The following is a 17,248-nucleotide window of genomic DNA, read 5'->3' as shown; positions in this document are numbered from 1 at the left end:
TGGTTAGTCATTATCATAGCATGGAGTTTCCCTGGACGCAAGCCGGATGAGTTTCGCTATAATCCCGTCATGAAACCCACGCGCGCCGTCGTGCCGCTGCTCGCCGCCCTCGCCCTGTCCGCCTCAGCCGCCGCCGCGAAGGACTGGAAGGACTCCGCGGAGCTGTCCGTCATCAGCGCCAACGGCAACACGAAGACGCAGACGATCTCCGGCCGGAACGCCTTCGCCTACGACTTCAGCGACAAGACCAAGGCCGAGATCGAGGCGGGCGGCCACGGGGCGCGCAACGAGGGCCGCGTCATGGCCGAGCAGTATTTCGCGTCGGAGAAGGTCTCCCGCAAGATCAGCGACCTCGCCTACCTCTTCGAGCGCTACCGCTGGGACCGGGACGTCTTCGCGGGCTTCAAGCACCGCCACAACTTCTCCGCCGGCGTCGGCCGCGAGCTGTGGAAGACGGACAAGGACCTCCTGTTCGGCGAGGCCGCGCCCGGCTACGTCAACGAGGAACGGATCGGCGACAACACCCGGAGCTTCGCGTCGGCGCGCTTCTACGCGAAGTACGTCCGCGAGCTGAGCGAGACCGCGAAGTTCAGCCAGGACGCGGAGTACACCCAGAGCCTGCAGGACTCCGACGACTCCTGGATCAACACCGAGACGGCCCTGACCGGGACCCTGACGAGCGTCTTCTCGGTCAGGAACTCGTTCATCTGGAAGCACGTCAGCCGGCCGGCGCCCAACAAGCGCAAGGACGACACGGTCGTGTCCGTCGCGCTGATCGCGAGCTTCTAGCGCCCGGCCTTCAACAGCGCGAGCGCGGCGAGCGCCGGCAGGGCCTGGACGAGCCAGATGCTCCGGCTCGCGGTCGCGCCGCCGACGACCCCCGCGACGACGACGCAGGCGAGGAAGAAGGTCTTGACCCCGGGCGCCGCCTCCGGCGCCGCGACGAGCCCCCAGACGAGCCCCGCGGCCAGGAAGGCGTTGTAGAAGCCCTGATTGAAGGCGAACACGGCGGACGCCTCCGCCGCCTGCGGCGTCAGCTTGAAGACCTTGAGCCCGAGCGGCGTCCGGAACAGGAAGGACTCCAGCGCGAAGAAGGCGGCGTGCTCGAGCGCGACGAAGCCGACCAGGGCCGAGGACGGCGTCATTCGGGAAGCTTCTCGGCTTCCTGCGCCTTCTTGCTCGCGGCGTCGGCCTTCTCCTTGGCCTCCTGGGCGCGCTTCACGTCGGCCTGAAGGCCGGCGACGTACTTCTCGACCTTGTTCTTGTCGACCGGGTTCTCGGCCGCCGGCTCGGCGGCGGGGGGCGGCGGCTCGGGCTTGCGGCACGCGGCGGCGGCGAGGAGCAGGGCGGCCAGGGCGGTCTTCATGACGCTTTCTCCAGGAGCTTGGACTCGAGCTCCCGCACCTTGGCGACGAGCTCGGGAAGCTTCCCGAGCGACGCGTTGATGCGGTGCATCTCCTTGGCCGGGCGTGCGGGCGTGCCGAAGAGGATGTCCTTGGGCGCGGTGTCCTGGGCCACGGCGGAGGCGCCCATCACGACGGTGCCCGCCGCCAGGCGCAGGTGGTCCTTGACGATCACGTTGCCCGACAGCATGACGCCGTCCTCGAGGACGACGGAGCCGCCGATCGCGGTATTGCCGACGATATAGATGAAGCGTCCGACGCGGCAGTTGTGGCCGATGTGGACCTGGTCGTCGGTCTTCGTCTGGGCGCCGACGGTCGTGCTCTCGATGGTCGCCCGGTCGATGGTGTTCGACGCGCCGATCTCCACGTCGTCGGCGATCACGACGTTCCCGATGTGGGGGATCTTGTGGCGCTCGCCGGGGCGGTCGTAGAAGCCGAAGCCGTCGGCCCCGATCGAGGTCGCGCTGTGCACGAGGCAGCGCCTGCCGATCACGCAGTCGTAGCCGATCACGGTGTTCGAGCGGATCACGGTGTCCTCGCCGATCCGGGCGCGCGTCTCGATCACCGCGCCGGGCCAGATCACGGCGCGGGCGCCGATCTCGGCGCCCTCCATCACGACGGCGCCGGGCAGGACCGAGGCGGTCGGGTCGATCTTCGCGCCGGGATGCACGAGCGGCTCCTTCGAGACGCCGGGAGCGAACCTCGGCTTGCGGTCGAAAAGGCCGAGGAGCTTGATGAAGGCGAGTCGGGCGTCGCCCGAGACGACGAGGGCCCGGGGGAACTGGGGGGCCAATTCGGCGGTGGTCAATATGATGCCGTTATCGGAAGCGAGGGGGTGCCGCTTGAGCACCGCCTTGGACTCGATGAAGTAGACGAAGCCGTCCTCGAGCGCCTGTTCCGGGGAAAGCCGCTCGACGTCGCGCAGGCCTTTGACCTCGAGTCCCGCGTCGCCCTTGACCGTGCCGCCGAGAAGGCGGGCCAGCTCTTCGATAGTGATAATGCCTCCGTCCGCGCGGCTATTATGCCAAACTGCGAGCGCTTCGGCTTGGCCATCGAAAAGGGGGACTGCGATCCCTCCCTGATGCCGGCGATGGAGATCGCTCGATATTTCTCCCGGAGCCCTTGACAGGATCATGGAAGCAGCGTATAATAGTGTATATGCACACTTCGTCCAAAGAACTGGATATGTCGGCGATCGAGAACTGCATCTGCTTCAACCTGCGGCGGGTGACGCGGAAGGTCACTCAGTTCTATGACGCGCAGATGCGGCGGCATGGGATCCGCCCTACGCAAGGGTCCATCCTGCTGCCGTTGAACGCCAAGAAAAGCTGGACGATGGCGGAGCTGAGCGATCGGCTCGGGATGGACCGCACGACGCTCGTGCGGAATCTCCGGCCCTTGCGGCGGGACGGCCTGGTGCGCGCCGTCGACAGCGGGGGGCGCGGCGGCCGGGTAGAACTGACCATCACGGAGAAAGGCCGAAAGAAAGTCCAGGAAGCCCTTCCATCTTGGCGCTCGGCCCAAAGTGCCGCGGTCGGAACGCTCGGTGAGAAGCGCTGGTCCGCGATCCTCGCCGGTCTCGAAACGGCGACGTCGGCCTTGAACAAATAAAGACGCATCAGGATGTCGTTGGACATGTTTTGAACTATTGTGTGCATATACACTATATGACCGATGACGACACGGCGTTTCGCCACGGACGCAAAAGTGTTACTTCGCGACGTCGAGGACGAAGATGTCAAAAGGCGTAAATTCCGGAGACGACCATGAGAAACCGAGGAGCGAGCACGATGGAGACGCCGACAAGAGTGAAGCAGTCCCAACTGGATTGACTATGGCCAACCCGAACAGAACGATGCGCGCAGTCGCCCTCCATCTGCTCTTAGCGGCCCAGCCGGCGCTGGCGGCTCATCCGGTTTCGATCGCCAAGGCCGAACCCGTCTCCGGAGCCGTTCACTTGACGCTGACGGCGGAAGCCTCGGACGCGGCCGCTCACGATGAAGCCGTGCCGCGCCCCGGACGGGCCTATCACCTCTCGATTCAGCTCCCGAGCGGCGTGACGCCCGCTCTTCCCATAGGCTCGTTCGTCACCGTGACGCTGCCGACGGTCCATCACAACACGGCGCCGGCCAAGATAAAGTCGATCTCCAAAACACGAGTAGAGCTCGTCCTCGAAAACCAGACACAGCTGCTCGACGGACAGAGGCTCAAGGTCACTCTTCCGCTGAAATCCGCTCATCTCTATCAGATCCCATTCCAAGCCGTCTATAGCCCGAGAGGCATCACGACCGAGGTGTTCGTTCTGTCGCCCGAACAGCGCGCGCATCGGATCCCCGTCGTTCCGATCAAGGTCCTCCCCGGCGGGAAGATCATCGTGTCGTCGGATCGGCTGAACGGCGCCTCTATCGTCATCCAGGGGACGGACAATCTCATCTCAGGCGACGGCGTTCGAGTCGTCGAGCAGAAAGGAGCGGCATCACTATGATTTCAACGCAAAAGGGGATCGGAGTGTTCGCCTGGCAGCGGCTTCTCCTCGCGATCGCGTGGCTCTTGGTCCTCAACGGGGTGTTCCGCTGGTTCACCACGCCCAGGGAGGAAGACCCCCGTCTCTCCGCGCGGTCGGGGAACGTCGTCGTCATTTTTCCCGGCTCGACTCCCGCGGAGGCGGAACGGCTCGTCGTCAAGCCCATCGAGGACGAGCTGGCCAAGGTCGAGGAGATCAAAGAGATCCGCACGCGGATCCGCACCGACCTCAGCTTCTTCGAGATCGAGTTGAAGGACACCGTCGCGAGCGATAGAACCGAGGTCGCCTGGGATAAGGTCCAACGAGCGCTGGACCGGGCTCAATTGGAGCTGCCCGATACGGTTTGGAAGCCGGATCTGAATCGCGAGATCTTCGATCAAGACGCGATCTTTCTGACTCTGTACGGGGGCGCCGACCGGCTGCAGCTCTACGATCTGGCGCGCGCGTTGAAAGACAAATTGCAGCTTCATCCCAGGGTGAAGTCCGTCGATGAAGTGAGCTCTCCCGGCGAGCAATTGAGCATCTTGCTGGATTACAAGAAGATCGGCCGGCAGGGCGTGTCGATCGCCAACTTCCTGAACCAGCTCAAAGGCGGCAACGCGAACGTCCCGTCCGGCTACGTCCGGCTCGGCGATCGGAAAGTGAGCGTCGTCACCAACTCATTCTACAAGTCCGCCGAGGAGCTCCGCAAATTCCCGGTCGTCTTGAAATCCGGCGAGACGCATCTGCTGTCGGAGGTGGCGAGCGTCTCGAGGACGACTGCTCTCCCGGTCAGGGAAAGCATGCTCTTCAACGGGCGCGAAGCCCTGGGGATCGGGGTCGTGCCTCAGAAGAAAGTGAACCTTCAGGCCTTCGGCGAGGATATCCGAAAGATAGTCGACGAGTTCAAGAACACCGAGGCGTTCAAAAAGAGCGGCGCAAAGATAGAGGAGGTCAGCTTTCAGCCTCGCTACGTGGAAGAACGGATTCATGAGATCGGACTCGATCTGCTGAAGGCGATCCTGCTGGTCGGCGGAACGCTGATGCTCATGCTCGGCGTTCGCGTCGGCTCGCTCGTCGCGATCCAGGTCCCGCTCGTCACGGCCATTGCCTTCGGCATCTTCTCCCAGTTGGGCGGCATCATCCATCAGATCTCCATCGCGGCGTTCATCCTGGCGATCGGCCTCCTGGTCGACAATGTCGTGGTGATCGTGGACGGGATCCAATCGAAGCTGGACCAGGGACTGGATCCCGTCGAGGCCGGCGAGAGGACCCGCAAGGAGTATCTCATCCCTCTGCTCGCCGGAACGCTGACGACCATCGCCGCCTTCCTCCCGATGCTGATCGCCGAGGGGAGCGTCGCCGATTTCACGCGGGACATCGGGGTGGTCTCCGCGCTCGGCCTGGGCGGGAGCTATCTTTTCTGCATCTTCATCACGCCCTTGCTCGCGGCGAAGATGCTCAAGAGGGGGAAAGCCCGCGAGTGGAGCTTCGTCGTTCCGCTCGGAGAATGGCTTGGGCGGCTGGTTCATTCCCATCCGCGGCTCATTTCCATCATCGCGCTCGCCGCCGTGTCGATCGCCATGCTCGGCTTCGGCTTCGTGAAGAAGCAGTTCTTCCCGAACGCGGATCGCGATCTGGTGATCATGGATGTGCAGCTCCCGGAGGGAACACACTATCAGACGACAAAGGAGATAACCCAGCGCCTCGACGAAGCGATCCGCAAGGATAAACGGGTCGTTTCGGTCGCCAGCGTCATCGGACGCGGCGTTCCACCCTTTTATTACAACCTTCCTCGCGAGCCCAACGCGCCCCACGTCGCCCAGATGATCGTGAGAACGCTCGACGCCAAGAGCGCGATCGCGTTCAAAAAAGAGAAGCAAGACGAACTGTCGGCCTTGGTTCCCTTCGGAACGCTGATCGCGCGGGAATTGAGCCAGGGGCCTCCGGTGAAAGCGCCTATCGAAGTCCGCGTATTCTCGGACGACCCTCTCAAGCTGCAGGAAGCGGCGCAAAACGTCTTCGCCGTGGTGCGCGAGGCGAAAGGGATCGCGAAAGTCCGATCCACGCTGGGCGTCGGCGCTCTCGACTATAAACTCGACGTCAACGACAGCGCCGCAGGCCTCTACGGCCTCACCAGGGCCGAAGTCTCAGCCGTCATCCTTTCACGGACCGCCGGAGTGCCGGCGACGACCTTTCGCGGCGGAACGGATCCGTACGCGATGACCTTGATCTCCAAGCAGAACGAGAACTCCACGTTTTCCGAGCTGGAGGAGAGCTATCTCGGCTCGACGCGGACCGACGATATCACGGTCAAGACGCTCGTTCACAGCGGTTTTCAGTTCGGCCCGTCCGTCCTGGAGCGCATGAATCGAACGCCCGTCGTCTACATCTATGGCGAGCTGGCGGACGGATATTCCGAGAACGACGTCGCCGCCGGCACGGCCAAGCAGTTGAAGACGCTCGACCGCGAAGAGGGGGTGCGAATCGAGCTCGGCGGCGCCATGGAGGAATCGAAGGACTCCCAGAAGAAGATCTTCGCCGTCCTCCCCACCGCCATGTTTCTCCTTCTCATCTCTCTTTTGTTCGAGTTCAACTCCTTCAGACGGATAGGGATCATCCTCCTCACGATCCCTCTGTGCGTGGTCGGAGCGGTGCCGGGCCTGCTCGTCACGGGGAGCACCTTCGGATTCATGACGCTCCTCGGCCTGTTCGCCCTGGCGGGAACCGTGATCCACAACGGCATCTTTCTCCTCGATTACATCGATCACCGGAGAAACGAGGGCGTCCCGCTCGACCAGGCGATCACGGAAGGGATACAGCGCCGGATGCGTCCGATCATCTTGACCGCGGCGGCGACCATCGTCGAGCTGCTGCCGATGACGATGAGCTCCTCCACCCTTTGGCCGCCGTTCGCCTGGGTGATCATCACCGGACTCTCGGTATCGACCCTCATGACCCTTCTCGTCATTCCATCGGTCTATAAACTTTCATTCCAGAAGGAAGCCCGGATATGAGAAAGCCCATCTTTTTACTCGCGCTGCTATTGGGCCACTGCGCCCTTCTCAAGACGCCGGCATACGCGGACGGCTCGGGGGTCTCCATCGCGCAGCTGTTGAACATGGCGGCGCAAGGACCCGAAGTCAAAGCCGCCCGGTCGTCGGCCGAGGAATTCCGAGCCAAAGAGGCGTCGGCGCGGCGGCAGACCTATATCCCCAAGCTGGTCGCTGGATTCGGCTACACGCGTCTGCTCACCGACCAGGCGCTGCGGCTTCCTCCTCTCGGGGGGACTGCGATTCCTCCGATAAAATTGGGGTCGGATTTACTGTCGGGCTCGGTGACATTGCAGCAAGCCTTTTTCGACCCCGCGAACATGCTCTACGACGTCCCGGCCTCCGAGCGCATGACGGCGGCGGCGAGTCTCAAAAGCTCGCGGCAGGTGAAAGAAACGCAGGCCAAGGCCGTCGATTATTATCTTCGCGCTCTAGAGCTCAGGGCGAGACGGCGGGCATTGGAAAAATACGCGGCGAACCTGAAGGACCGCTTGCGCGAGATCCGGCGCATCTATGAGCTCGGAGGAATGGGCGAAGCCGATCTGCTCAAGATCAAGCTCGGGATCGACGACGCGGCTCAAGGAATCCGGGACCTGCAAAAGGGGGAGGATCATCTCGCCGATTCGATCGCGAGCTTGACCGGGGAGAGCGCTCCCATCGTTCCGAACGACCTTCCCGAGGAGCTGCCTCGATCATCCGATTGCTCCGGGGATTCCCAGCCCGTCGACCGCGAGGACATCCGAGCGCTCGACAAGGAGATGGAGGCCCTTGGCCTGTCAAAGAAGGCTCGGAAGGCCGAGTATCTGCCCAAGGTCCATGGGTTCCTGCGGCACGGCTATACGAATCTCGACCTCGTCACGAAGTCCAATTATGACTTGGCCGGCGTTCAGCTCTCATGGTCTTTATTCGACGGCGGAGCAGGCCTGGCCGCAGCACGAGCGGCGGCGGCGCAGCGCCATGCCCTCGAGCAAAAGAGAGCCCTGACTATCTCCTTATCTCACGCCGATCTTTCCGAATCGAGGGCGGCGTTGGATATCAAGAGACAAGAGTACGAGGAGAGGCGACGAAGCATCTCCGAGGCCCGAACGGTCGCCGATTTGGAATTCAAGCGGCTCGGGAGCGGGAAGACGACCATCAACAATCTCATCGACGCGGAAGACATGCTGAAAGATCGCACGGAAAAGGCGAGCCTATCGATGGTCAATTGGTATCAAGCATGGTTCCGCTGTCAGAGCGCGTCGGGAAGCGACTTGGCGGCGCCTTAGAGTTGGATTGAAAATGGATACGCATGAATATAAGACGACCATCGAGGATCGCCATCTCGATCTCTTCGGCCACATCAATAATGCCGCCTACCTGGAGCTTTTTGAAGAAGCCCGCTGGGATTGGATCACGGGCAACGGCTTCGGACGAAAGGAAGTGCTCGAAAGCGGCATAGGGCCGACTTTGCTCGAGGTCAAACTGCGTTTCAAACGCGAGATCCGGGGCAAAGAACGCGTCGTGATCCGCTCAAAGACGCTCGAGTACCGCGGGAAGATCGGCCGCGTGGAGCAGGTCATGATGACGGCGGACGGCAGCGTCTCCTGCGTGGCGGAGTTCGTGATCGCGCTGCTTGACCTCAGGGAGCGGAAGCTGATCCGGCCGACGCCCGAATGGGCCAAAGCCATCGGACTGAGCCGCACGGGATAGGAGATCGAATATGAAACTCAACGGCCGCACCATCCTCATCACCGGCGGCTCCGCCGGTATCGGGCTCGCCTTCGCGCTCAAGTTCATCGAGCTCGGCAATGAGGTCATCGTGACCGGCCGGCGCCGGGCTGTGCTCGACGAGTTGAAGGCGAAGCACCCTAAGCTCCACACGCTTCAGTGCGACGTCTCCGATCCAGCACAGATCGCCGCGCTCGCGGCGCGCGTCAAGGCGGACTTCCCGGGGCTCGACGTTCTGATGAACAACGCCGGGATCATGCTCTACAAGAACCTCAAGATCCCGGCCGCCGATCTCGACGGGCTCATGACGGAGATGAACGTCAACGTGGGCGGCGTGATCCGCACGACGTCCGCTTTCATCGACCTCCTCACGGCGAACAAGGGGACCGTGATCAACGTGTCCTCCGCCCTCGCCTTCGTGCCGCTGCCGAGCGCGCCGATCTACTGCGCCGCCAAGGCGGCGGTCCACTCCTACACTCAGTCCCTTCGGTTCCAGTTAGAGGAAACCGGCGTCGAGGTCATCGAGCTCATGCCTCCGGCCGTGAAGACCGACATGACGGCGGGCCTTTCCGAGGGCGACGTCGCCATGCTCACCACGGACGAACTGGTGAAGCTATCTTTCGCGGCCCTCGAGGCAGGGGCCCTGGAGCTGCGCCCGGGGCAGTCGAACCAGCTGGCCTTCATGCGACGGCTCGCTCCCGATTTCATCAACCGGCAGCTTTGGAAGGCGGCCAAGAAGTCGGTGCCCGCATGAGCTTTTTGAAAGCAGATGCCGACAGCGCACAGGTTAAATTTCCTCCGCCATTGATTGCCTTGCTGAGTATTCTTTTCGGCACTTTACTCGATTGGTTTTGGCCCGCTCCAATAGTTTCCGAGAGCTTGAGATGGCCCTTGGGCGCACTTCTCATTCTAGGCGGAGTCGGCATCTTAGTTTCCTGTTCCCGGCTCTTCAAAAAGGCTCAAACAAATATCGCACCATCGAAGACAACATCCCATATCGTCACGACAGGAATTTATGGTCTTTCCAGGAATCCGATCTATCTTTCTTTTGTTGTCGTTGGAGTTGGAATCGCTTCCGCCGTCAATAGCTTATGGATAGTGCTTATGCAGATTCCTGTGGTGCTTCTGATCAGAAAATTCGTCATTGCGAAAGAAGAGAATTATCTCGAGTCAAAGTTTGGCGACGAATATCGCAACTACAAGCTAAAAGTCCGTAGATGGATATAATCGCCGGGGAATCGGTTCACCGATCTGAACCTACCCGCGATCTGAAAGCGCCGGAGCGAATCCCCGAAAAAGCGAGGCCAGGGCTTGACAATTCAGCCCTGGCCTCTTGACGCGTCAAATCTGGGGTGACCGAGGGGACTTGAACCCCCGACCTCCGCGTTCACAGCGCGGCGCTCTAACCAGCTGAGCTACGGCCACCAGAGGCGACATTATAGCACTGTACGCGGCCGCCCCGGCCTAGGCCCAAGGGCCTAGATGGGCCCAGGCCCCGCGCCCCATGTGCGCCTCTATGGCCGCCGCTATACTTTAGGCATGAAGAGAAACATGACGAAGACGAGCTGGACCGTCCTCACCATCGCGTTGGCCGCTCTTCTGTGCACCCCTCCGGCGAACGCGAAAACCAAGAAGGCCCCCAAGTCGAAGGCCAACCCCGAGGCCCAGCGCCTGATGTCCGCGGGCCTCGCGAACCTGGAAGCCGGCGAGACCTCCGCCGCGATCTCGACGTTCAACAAGGCCGTGCGCAAGGAAGGCTCGGTCTCGACCTACTTCCTGCTCGGCTGGGCCCACTACCAGCGCGGCTTCAAGCTCGGCTCGACCGAGGCCGCCGACCGCGACGACGCCCAGTCCGCGATCGACGCCTACGCGATGGCCCTGAGCCTCGACGCGTCGCTGAAGGAGCTGCCCGACGCCTCCCGCCTGTACTTCTCGATGGCCCTGTGCTACGAGGCCGTGCAGTCCTACGACAAGGCGCTCGACGCCTACAAGATGGCCTTCCGGGCCGCCCCGAGCAAGGTCCTGATTCCCATGAACGCCGCGCGCCTCAGACTGAAGATGGGCGACACCGCCAAGGCGGTCTCCAACATCGACCTGGCGATGACCAAGGCCATGAAGAACGGCCAGGCCAAGACTTTGCGCGAGGCCGTCCGCCGCGACCCCGCCTTCGCCCCGCTGATCGCCGACGGCGCCTCCCGCAAGGCCCTCGGCATCGGATCCGACGAGGACGGCACGATGGTCGCGGACATCGGCGCCCGCGGCGAGGAGATGCGCGACGCCGTCCGCGACACCGCTCCCAAACCCGCCGCCCCGGCGCAGGACGCCGAGGTCCTCGAGAAGATCGCCCAGGGCAACGTCGAGTTCAAGTTCCGCCGCTACCTGTCCGCGGTCTCCGCGTACAACGAGGCCCTGTCCCTCGACCAAGAGCGCCTCACCCTGGGCGCGCCGCAGATCGCGGGCGTTTATGAAAGAATCGGGACGGCCTACAACAAGCTCGGCCAGTCCGACGTCGCCATCCGCTCCCTGCAGAAGGCCCTGCAGCAGAACCCGATGAACCCGTCGGCGCACTACCAGATCGCCATGGCCTACGCGATGTCCGGCAAGACCGCCGTCGCGCTGCGCGCCCTCGACGAGTCCTTCAAGTCCTGCGCCGGCCCCAACGACCTGCGCCGCTTCGTGATGCAGGCCAAGACCGACACCGAGCTCGAGGCGGTGCGCGACCTCCCGGCCTTCCGCTCCACCGTCGCCAAGTACTCCGACCGCGTCGCCCTGCGCTAAGACATAACGGAGGGGACATGACTTTCGTCTGCCTCGTGCTGTCGGCGGTGATGCCGGCCTCGGCCGGAGAGCTCGAATACGCGTCCGCGTCCGCGTCCGCGATCGTCGAGAAAGCCCGCGGGGCGTGGTTCCGCAAGGTCGTCTCGCCCGAGGGCGCCGCGTTCGAGGGCCTCGAGGCCTGGGGCGTCCTGCCCAAGCCCGTCTTCGACCCCGCGCGCGAGCACCGCGCCGCCCCCGGAGAGGAGTCCTATAAATCCGGCCCGCTCGACCGCCCCGACGTCTACCTCGGCCTGCACGCCGAAGGGGCCGAGGTCGACGCCGGCCTGATCTGGGACCACGTCTACGGCGCGGACGGCCGCGACACCGGCGAGTTCGCCTACCGCGTGTACTGGCGCACGAGCAAGGGCGGCTGGCAGAACCCCGCCGTCGGCGCCCCCGACGACCTCTACCTGCGCCCCGGCGACCGCTTCGCCCTGACCTTGCGCGCCCTGCCCGACGGCTCCGCCCGGCTCTCCGTGCGCCGCGCCGGGCGGAACGGCGCCGCCGCCGGCTACCAGTTCCCGGTCCCCGGCCTGCTCGCTGCGGACGGCTCGCTGAAGCCCCTTTCCTTTAAGAGAGTCCATTCGATCGACCAGTTCCGCCTCGAGGGAGGACTGCGGCACGGCAACGAGGGACGCCCCGCGCTCGCGACGCGCACGACCTTGAACGGCGGCCGGTGGGAGGGCGCCCATCTCCTGAGGTCCGACGGCGCCCGCGCCGCCATGTCGGGAAGCCTCGCGACCGTCGCCCGGGGCGTCGACGCCTCGGGCCGCTACGGCGCGGTGTTCCCCGGCGCCGGAGTGGGCAAAAGCGGCGCCGAAGAGATGCGCATCCTGCCTCCTCGCTCTTAAGTTGCTATAATGACTTGTGGCTTACTCGAAGCGAGACGCGCCCAATTGCGATTGGTGCCCCTTTAAGAAGAACTGTTTCTACGAGCTCCTCGGCACGAAGGAGTCGAAGAAGGCCTGGCGGGAGATCCGCCTCGCGCACCCGCACAAGCGCGGCGAGGTGGTCTTCCACGAAGGCGCGATGCCCCAGGGCGTCTATGTCGTCTGCACGGGCAAGGTGAAGGTCTACAAGTCGAGCCGCACCGGCCAGCAGCTCACCACCCGCGTCGAGTCGCCCGGCGACCTGTTAGGCCATGTGACCTTGCTCTCCGACGAGGGCGCCTACACCGCAACCGGCGAGGCCCTCGAGCCCAGCATCGTGTCGATGATCGACAAGACCACCTTCTACAACTTCCTCGCCAAGTATCCGCCCGCCTCCCACGCCCTGCTCAAGGAGCTCGCCAAGGACGTGCGCCGGGGCGAGAACAAGGCGCGCGACATCGCCTTCAAGCCCGCGCGCGGCCGCCTGGCCGACACCTTGATCCGCATGATGGCGCCCAAGAAGCCCTACCCGATCGTCGCCGGCATCAAGCGCCGCGATCTCGCCGAGATGGCGGGCCTCACCATCGAGACCACGGTGCGCCTGCTCAAGGACTTCGAGGAGCGCGACGTCCTGCGCAAGAAGGAGAAGGATCTCCTGATCCTCTCCGAAGAGCGCCTCCGCGCGCTCGCCGGTTCTGCGTCCTAAGGCTCAGAGTTCCTCTGGGCCCGCGGCCCAGCCGATCTAGGACCTTTGACCTAGATCAATTGATAAACATCAAGCTTCCAGGTTGTCCCATCTCATCGGAAGTTACAATCATGCGCGTTATACTGTATGCATGATCAACCTGATTCTGACGCTCTCGCTCTCGACCTTCAACCCCGCCCCGGCGACCCAGACGGCCCAGTTCCGGCCCTGCGTGTGGCCCAACGTGTGCCGGGTCGCTCCCGCGACCCAAACCGCTCCGGCTCCCGTGACCGTCGCCCAGTTCCGGCCCTGCGTGTGGCCGAACGTGTGCAAGACCGAGACCGCCCCGGTGGTCGAAGTCGCCCAGTTCACCACCTGCGTGTACCCGCGCAAGTGCGGCAAGAAAGCCTGAGACTTTAAAGCCGACCTCGAACCGGCGCCGTGAGAAGACCCCGACCCCTCGGGGTCTTCTTCTTTTTATGACGCCGTTTGAACGGATCGTGTCGGCCCGATTGCGGGCACATTAATGACGAGCATCAAAAGACGGCATTGACCGTCCTCCTAGGGGGTTTTTCGGGGGCGGAGTACACTGTCTCCATGATCAACCTCATCCTGACGCTCTCGCTGTTCAACGCCGCTCCCGCGCCGAAGACGGCTCAGTTCCGTCCCTGCGTGTGGCCCAACACCTGCCGGGTCGCTCCCGCGCCCCAAACCGCCCCGGCCCCGGTCGTCGCCCAGTTCTCGACCTGCGTCTGGCCCAAGACCTGCGGGAAGAAGAAAGCCGCTCCGAGCCTCATCGCTCTGTAAGCCGACCTCGAACCGGCGCGACGTACGGGAGCCTCCGACCCCTCGGAGGCTCCCCTTCTTTGGCCGGCCGCGAGGAGGGAGGAACTCGCACCGGTGCGAGTTCCGGCGGCAATTCAGCGATTGCGTATCGGTTCATTTCACCTCCGGCGCGGAACTAAAATGGAGGGAAACGCAATTCCTGCTCCCCGCGGAAGGGCCCGAACCATTGAGCGCGATCAAGTGAGCGGGATCAAGTTCCAAAATTGACAGGCGTCCTCCAGGCCGGCGCGAGGCAAGAGTTACTCTGTCTTCAGAAGGAAGGAGGACACGAAAATGATGACTTTGATTCTAGCGACGTTCCTGACGGCGACGCCGGCCCCTCAGGCCACCGCCCAGTTCCGCCCTTGCGTGTGGCCGAACACGTGCAAGTCCGCCCCGGCCCCCGTCGTGGCCCAGTTCCAGCCCTGCGTGTGGCCCAAGACTTGCAAGAGCGTCCCGGCCCCCGTGATCGCGTCCGGCCCGGTGACGACGTGCGTGTGGCCGAACAAGTGCGGCTGAGCGGATCGCCAGCGAAGCGTGAGCCCCGACCTCATGGTCGGGGCTTTTTATTTCTTACGAGGAGCGCGGGCTCGTATCAGGTGTTGAAGAGGCGGTCGCCGGCATCGCCGAGGCCGGGGACGATGTAGCCCTTCGCGTTGAGGACGGAGTCCACCACCGCGGTGTACACCGGGACGTCGGGGTGGTCCTTGTGGATGCGGGCCACGCCGCGCCGGGAGGAGAGCAAGGTGAGCAGGGCGATGTTCTTCGCGCCGTGCGCCTTGAGGATGCGGATCGACTCGGAGGCGGAGCCGCCGGTGGCGAGCATCGGGTCGCACAGCACGACGAAGTGCCCCGAGATGTTCTTGGGCAGGCGGACGTAGTACTGGACGGGCTCGAGCGTCTTCTCGTCGCGGTAGAGGCCGATGTGGCCGATGGACGCCTTCGGCGCCAGCTCCAGCAGGCCCGGCGTCATGCCCAGGCCCGCGCGCAGGACCGCGACGAAGGTCAGCGGCTGGTCGAGGATCAGGGCCGGCGCGGTCTGAAGCGGCGTACGGACCGTCGTCTTGCGCGTGCGCACGCCCTTGAGCACCTCGCAGCCGATCAGCATGGCCACCTCGGCCATCAGGCGGCGGAAATCCTCGGGCTTGGTGTTCCTGTCGCGCAGGCGCGAGAGCTTGTCCTGGACGAGCGGATGATCGCTGACGAAAAGCTTCGGCATGGTTCCTCCGGTTACCGGATGACTTCGAGCACGACGGATTTCGGGCGGACGGCCTTGGGGGAGATCTTGAGGGCCTCGCGATACTCGCGCTCGCCCAGGTCGAGCTTGTTCCCGTCGGCGGCGTGGAGGACGGCGAGCGCCTCGCCCTTCGCGACGCGGTCGCCGACCTTCTTGAGCAGCTCGAGGCCGGCGCCGTAGTCGAGCTCCTGCTCCTTGAACGCGCGGCCCGCGCCCAGGAGGACGGCGGCGTGGCCGACCTTGCGCGCGTCGAGGGCGGCCACGAAGCCCGCCTTGGCGGCGAGCACCGGACGGGAGAGCTTGGCCTTCGGCAGGAGGGAGAGGTCGTCGATCACGGCGACGCTGCCGCCCTGGGCCTTCACGCAGTCGCGGAACAGGCGCAGGCCCGAGCCGTCGGCGATCTTCGAGCGCATGAGCGACGAGCCTTCGCTCGCGGACTTCGACAAGCCCGAGAGCTTGAGCATCCAGCCGCCGAGGGCGAGCAGGCACTCCAGGTAATCCGCGGCGGCCTCGTCGCCGCGGAGGATCTCCACGGCCTGGCGGACCTCGAGGGCGTTGCCGACGAAGCGTCCGAGGGGCTGCTCCATCGCGGTGAGCACGGCGACGGTCGGGATGCCGAGGCCCTTGGCGGTCTTGACCAGAGCCTTGGCGAGAGACCGGGCCGAGGCCGCGTCCGGGAAAATGGCGCCGGAGCCGACCTTCACGTCGAGCACCAAAGCGTCGAGCTCCTCGGCGGCCTTCTTGGGGAGGATGCTCGCCACGATCAGCGGGCGCGCGGGGACGGTGGCCGTCGCGTCGCGCAGCGCGTACAAGGTGCGGTCGGCGGGGGCGAGCGTGCCGGTCTGGCCGAACAGGCTGAAGCCGTGCTTGGCCACCTGGGCGCGGATCTCGGGAAGGTCGAGGCGGACGCGGAAGCCCTCGATGGACTCGAGCTTGTCGAGCGTCCCGCCGGTGTGGCCGAGGCCGCGTCCCGACATCATCGGGACGGCCAGGCCGCAGGCGGCCGCGAGGGGGGCGAGCGCCAGGGACACGCCGTCGCCGACGCCGCCGGTGGAGTGCTTGTCGGCCTTGGGCCGTTTGATCGCGCCGAGGCCGAGGGTCTCGCCGGAATCGGCCATCGCGCGGGTCAGCATGACCGTCTCCTTCTCGTCCATCCCCCGGCACAGCACCGCCATCAGCCACGCCGACAGCTGGTAATCGGGGACGAGCCCTTTCGCCGCGCCGCGGGCGACGAAGGCGAGCTCGCCGGGCGTGTGCCTCCCACCGTCGCGCTTCTTGGCGATGATGTCGAGGAACAGCATGGGCGCTACACGACCTTGATCAGGTCGGACAAGACGCCGCGCAGGGCGTCGGACACGCGGGCGCCGAGCGCCAGCACGTCGCCGTGGTTCTGGATCGCGCCGGGCAGGCCCGCCGCCATGTTCGACGTCCACACGAGCGCGGAGGTCGTCAGGCCCATCTGCCGCGCGGGGACCACCTCGGGCACGACCGACATCCCGACCACGTCGCCGCCGAGCGCGCGGAACGCCTTGATCTCGGCCGGCGTCTCGTAGGAAGGGCCGCCGACGGCGACGTACACGCCCTCGTGCACCGCCGCCTTGCGCTTGCGGCAGGCGGCCAGGATCGTCTTGTTGAGCTTGGCGTCGTAGGCCTGGGTCATGTCGGGGAACATCGTCCCGAACTCTTCCTCGTGGAACGCGCGAAGCGGGTTGCGGCCCATCAGGTTGATGTGGTCGGTGATGACGGTGAAGTGGCCGGGCTTGACCTTCTCGCGCATCGAGCCGACGGCCGCGGTCACGATCAAGGTCTTGAGGCCCAGGTACTCGAGGGCGCGGATGGGGAGCGCGATGTCCTCCATCGCGTGGCCCTCGTAGTAATGGAAGCGGCCCTGCATGACGACGACCGAGCGCCCGGCGGAGCGGCCCAGGATGAGCTTGCCCTCGTGGCCGGGGACCGTGGTGCGCGGGAAGCCCGGGATCTCGCGGTAGGGGATGGTCAAGGTCTTCTCGAGCGGAGGGACGGCCTTCGCCAGGCCAGAGCCGAGGACGAAGCCGACGTCGGGCGTGAAGCCGGGGGCCCGCTTCTTGATGAACGCCGCCGCCTTGCGGATCGCGCCGATGTAAAGATTGATCTTCATGCCGGCATTTTA

General features: G+C 64.6%; 20 protein-coding genes and 1 tRNA gene. 14 read left to right on the top strand and 7 right to left on the bottom strand.

What is annotated here, in order from left to right:
• Positions 1-69: 69 nt before the first annotated feature.
• Complete coding sequence (locus HYV14_15900) at positions 70-789, top strand: DUF481 domain-containing protein (protein ID MBI2387472.1); 720 nt, start codon at positions 70-72, stop codon at positions 787-789.
• On the opposite strand, the gene HYV14_15895 is transcribed toward HYV14_15900, so the two are convergent.
• Genes HYV14_15895 through lpxD form a run of 3 tightly spaced genes read right to left on the bottom strand, consistent with a single transcriptional unit; the run spans position 786 to position 2,538 of the window.
• A complete protein-coding gene (locus HYV14_15895; GenBank protein MBI2387471.1) occupies positions 786-1,145 on the bottom strand; it encodes a DUF1304 domain-containing protein in 360 nt (119 codons plus the stop codon). The two genes, HYV14_15900 and HYV14_15895, sit on opposite strands and share 4 nt — an antisense overlap.
• A complete protein-coding gene (locus tag HYV14_15890; protein ID MBI2387470.1) occupies positions 1,142-1,366 on the bottom strand; it encodes a hypothetical protein in 225 nt (74 codons plus the stop codon). The genes HYV14_15895 and HYV14_15890 overlap by 4 nt, the downstream gene beginning before the upstream one ends.
• Positions 1,363-2,538 (bottom strand): UDP-3-O-(3-hydroxymyristoyl)glucosamine N-acyltransferase, encoded by a 1,176-nt coding sequence (gene lpxD / locus HYV14_15885; GenBank protein ID MBI2387469.1) that lies wholly within the window; start codon positions 2,536-2,538, stop codon positions 1,363-1,365. The genes HYV14_15890 and lpxD overlap by 4 nt, the downstream gene beginning before the upstream one ends.
• Before the next feature lie 23 nt (positions 2,539-2,561).
• Here lpxD and HYV14_15880 point away from each other — a divergent pair, with 23 nt between their 5' ends.
• From HYV14_15880 to HYV14_15850, 7 genes are all read left to right on the top strand, one after another.
• Complete coding sequence (locus HYV14_15880; GenBank protein MBI2387468.1) at positions 2,562-3,014, top strand: winged helix-turn-helix transcriptional regulator; 453 nt, start codon at positions 2,562-2,564, stop codon at positions 3,012-3,014.
• Positions 3,015-3,237: 223 nt separating this feature from the next.
• Positions 3,238-3,888 (top strand): hypothetical protein, encoded by a 651-nt coding sequence (locus tag HYV14_15875; GenBank protein MBI2387467.1) that lies wholly within the window; start codon positions 3,238-3,240, stop codon positions 3,886-3,888.
• Positions 3,885-6,923, top strand: a complete 3,039-nt coding sequence (locus HYV14_15870; GenBank protein ID MBI2387466.1) for an efflux RND transporter permease subunit — start codon at positions 3,885-3,887, stop codon at positions 6,921-6,923. Before HYV14_15875 ends, HYV14_15870 begins: the two co-directional genes overlap by 4 nt.
• The gene (locus HYV14_15865) at positions 6,920-8,224 is read left to right on the top strand and encodes a TolC family protein (GenBank protein MBI2387465.1); all 1,305 of its coding nucleotides are present in this window, start codon (positions 6,920-6,922) and stop codon (positions 8,222-8,224) included. The genes HYV14_15870 and HYV14_15865 overlap by 4 nt, the downstream gene beginning before the upstream one ends.
• A 13-nt stretch (positions 8,225-8,237) precedes the next feature.
• Positions 8,238-8,648, top strand: a complete 411-nt coding sequence (locus HYV14_15860; protein ID MBI2387464.1) for an acyl-CoA thioesterase — start codon at positions 8,238-8,240, stop codon at positions 8,646-8,648.
• 10 nt (positions 8,649-8,658) lie between these two features.
• Positions 8,659-9,420 carry an SDR family NAD(P)-dependent oxidoreductase gene (locus tag HYV14_15855; protein ID MBI2387463.1) on the top strand — a complete coding sequence of 254 codons (762 nt, stop codon included), beginning with the start codon at positions 8,659-8,661 and terminating at the stop codon, positions 9,418-9,420.
• Entirely contained in the window at positions 9,417-9,893 is a 477-nt protein-coding gene (locus HYV14_15850; GenBank protein MBI2387462.1) for an isoprenylcysteine carboxylmethyltransferase family protein, read from the top strand. Before HYV14_15855 ends, HYV14_15850 begins: the two co-directional genes overlap by 4 nt.
• Positions 9,894-10,014: 121 nt before the next feature.
• Here the strand turns inward: HYV14_15850 and HYV14_15845 are convergent.
• Positions 10,015-10,091: transfer RNA gene (locus HYV14_15845), tRNA-His, on the bottom strand.
• 114 nt (positions 10,092-10,205) lie between these two features.
• On the opposite strand from HYV14_15845, the gene HYV14_15840 reads away from it, so the two are divergent.
• The 6 genes from HYV14_15840 to HYV14_15815 all read left to right on the top strand — a co-directional run bounded on the left by HYV14_15840 (position 10,206) and on the right by HYV14_15815 (position 14,381).
• Complete coding sequence (locus HYV14_15840) at positions 10,206-11,444, top strand: tetratricopeptide repeat protein (protein ID MBI2387461.1); 1,239 nt, start codon at positions 10,206-10,208, stop codon at positions 11,442-11,444.
• A 17-nt stretch (positions 11,445-11,461) separates the two neighbouring features.
• Positions 11,462-12,334 (top strand): hypothetical protein, encoded by an 873-nt coding sequence (locus HYV14_15835; GenBank protein MBI2387460.1) that lies wholly within the window; start codon positions 11,462-11,464, stop codon positions 12,332-12,334.
• Between the two features lie 16 nt (positions 12,335-12,350).
• Positions 12,351-13,058, top strand: coding sequence for a Crp/Fnr family transcriptional regulator (locus HYV14_15830; GenBank protein MBI2387459.1), 708 nt, complete (start codon positions 12,351-12,353; stop codon positions 13,056-13,058).
• A gap of 130 nt (positions 13,059-13,188) precedes the next feature.
• Complete coding sequence (locus HYV14_15825) at positions 13,189-13,449, top strand: hypothetical protein (protein ID MBI2387458.1); 261 nt, start codon at positions 13,189-13,191, stop codon at positions 13,447-13,449.
• A 185-nt stretch (positions 13,450-13,634) separates the two neighbouring features.
• Positions 13,635-13,844, top strand: coding sequence for a hypothetical protein (locus tag HYV14_15820; protein MBI2387457.1), 210 nt, complete (start codon positions 13,635-13,637; stop codon positions 13,842-13,844).
• A gap of 312 nt (positions 13,845-14,156) precedes the next feature.
• The gene (locus HYV14_15815) at positions 14,157-14,381 is read left to right on the top strand and encodes a hypothetical protein (protein MBI2387456.1); all 225 of its coding nucleotides are present in this window, start codon (positions 14,157-14,159) and stop codon (positions 14,379-14,381) included.
• A gap of 76 nt (positions 14,382-14,457) precedes the next feature.
• On the opposite strand, the gene upp is transcribed toward HYV14_15815, so the two are convergent.
• Genes upp through HYV14_15800 form a run of 3 tightly spaced genes read right to left on the bottom strand, consistent with a single transcriptional unit; the run spans position 14,458 to position 17,236 of the window.
• On the bottom strand, positions 14,458-15,081 hold the full coding sequence (gene upp / locus HYV14_15810; GenBank protein MBI2387455.1) for a uracil phosphoribosyltransferase: 624 nt from the start codon (positions 15,079-15,081) through the stop codon (positions 14,458-14,460).
• Between the two features lie 11 nt (positions 15,082-15,092).
• Positions 15,093-16,400 carry a thymidine phosphorylase gene (locus HYV14_15805; protein MBI2387454.1) on the bottom strand — a complete coding sequence of 436 codons (1,308 nt, stop codon included), beginning with the start codon at positions 16,398-16,400 and terminating at the stop codon, positions 15,093-15,095.
• A gap of 5 nt (positions 16,401-16,405) precedes the next feature.
• Entirely contained in the window at positions 16,406-17,236 is an 831-nt protein-coding gene (locus HYV14_15800; GenBank protein MBI2387453.1) for a purine-nucleoside phosphorylase, read from the bottom strand.
• Positions 17,237-17,248: the final 12 nt, after the last annotated feature.

This window comes from Elusimicrobiota bacterium (assembly GCA_016182905.1).
Taxonomy (GTDB): Bacteria; Elusimicrobiota; Elusimicrobia; order UBA1565; family UBA9628; genus GWA2-66-18.
This window is presented reverse-complemented; position numbering and strand designations above follow the sequence as displayed.

Coding starts and splice junctions, on each gene's coding strand:
- HYV14_15840 (MBI2387461.1), top strand. CDS start 10,206: ATGAAGAGAAACATGACGAAGACGAGCTGGACCGTCCTCACCATCGCG.
- HYV14_15880 (MBI2387468.1), top strand. CDS start 2,562: ATGCACACTTCGTCCAAAGAACTGGATATGTCGGCGATCGAGAACTGC.
- HYV14_15835 (MBI2387460.1), top strand. CDS start 11,462: ATGACTTTCGTCTGCCTCGTGCTGTCGGCGGTGATGCCGGCCTCGGCC.
- HYV14_15860 (MBI2387464.1), top strand. CDS start 8,238: ATGGATACGCATGAATATAAGACGACCATCGAGGATCGCCATCTCGAT.
- HYV14_15875 (MBI2387467.1), top strand. CDS start 3,238: ATGGCCAACCCGAACAGAACGATGCGCGCAGTCGCCCTCCATCTGCTC.
- HYV14_15870 (MBI2387466.1), top strand. CDS start 3,885: ATGATTTCAACGCAAAAGGGGATCGGAGTGTTCGCCTGGCAGCGGCTT.
- HYV14_15820 (MBI2387457.1), top strand. CDS start 13,635: ATGATCAACCTCATCCTGACGCTCTCGCTGTTCAACGCCGCTCCCGCG.
- HYV14_15850 (MBI2387462.1), top strand. CDS start 9,417: ATGAGCTTTTTGAAAGCAGATGCCGACAGCGCACAGGTTAAATTTCCT.
- HYV14_15895 (MBI2387471.1), bottom strand. CDS start 1,145: ATGACGCCGTCCTCGGCCCTGGTCGGCTTCGTCGCGCTCGAGCACGCC.
- upp (MBI2387455.1), bottom strand. CDS start 15,081: ATGCCGAAGCTTTTCGTCAGCGATCATCCGCTCGTCCAGGACAAGCTC.
- HYV14_15890 (MBI2387470.1), bottom strand. CDS start 1,366: ATGAAGACCGCCCTGGCCGCCCTGCTCCTCGCCGCCGCCGCGTGCCGC.
- HYV14_15805 (MBI2387454.1), bottom strand. CDS start 16,400: ATGCTGTTCCTCGACATCATCGCCAAGAAGCGCGACGGTGGGAGGCAC.
- lpxD (MBI2387469.1), bottom strand. CDS start 2,538: ATGATCCTGTCAAGGGCTCCGGGAGAAATATCGAGCGATCTCCATCGC.
- HYV14_15855 (MBI2387463.1), top strand. CDS start 8,659: ATGAAACTCAACGGCCGCACCATCCTCATCACCGGCGGCTCCGCCGGT.
- HYV14_15900 (MBI2387472.1), top strand. CDS start 70: ATGAAACCCACGCGCGCCGTCGTGCCGCTGCTCGCCGCCCTCGCCCTG.
- HYV14_15815 (MBI2387456.1), top strand. CDS start 14,157: ATGATGACTTTGATTCTAGCGACGTTCCTGACGGCGACGCCGGCCCCT.
- HYV14_15865 (MBI2387465.1), top strand. CDS start 6,920: ATGAGAAAGCCCATCTTTTTACTCGCGCTGCTATTGGGCCACTGCGCC.
- HYV14_15825 (MBI2387458.1), top strand. CDS start 13,189: ATGATCAACCTGATTCTGACGCTCTCGCTCTCGACCTTCAACCCCGCC.
- HYV14_15800 (MBI2387453.1), bottom strand. CDS start 17,236: ATGAAGATCAATCTTTACATCGGCGCGATCCGCAAGGCGGCGGCGTTC.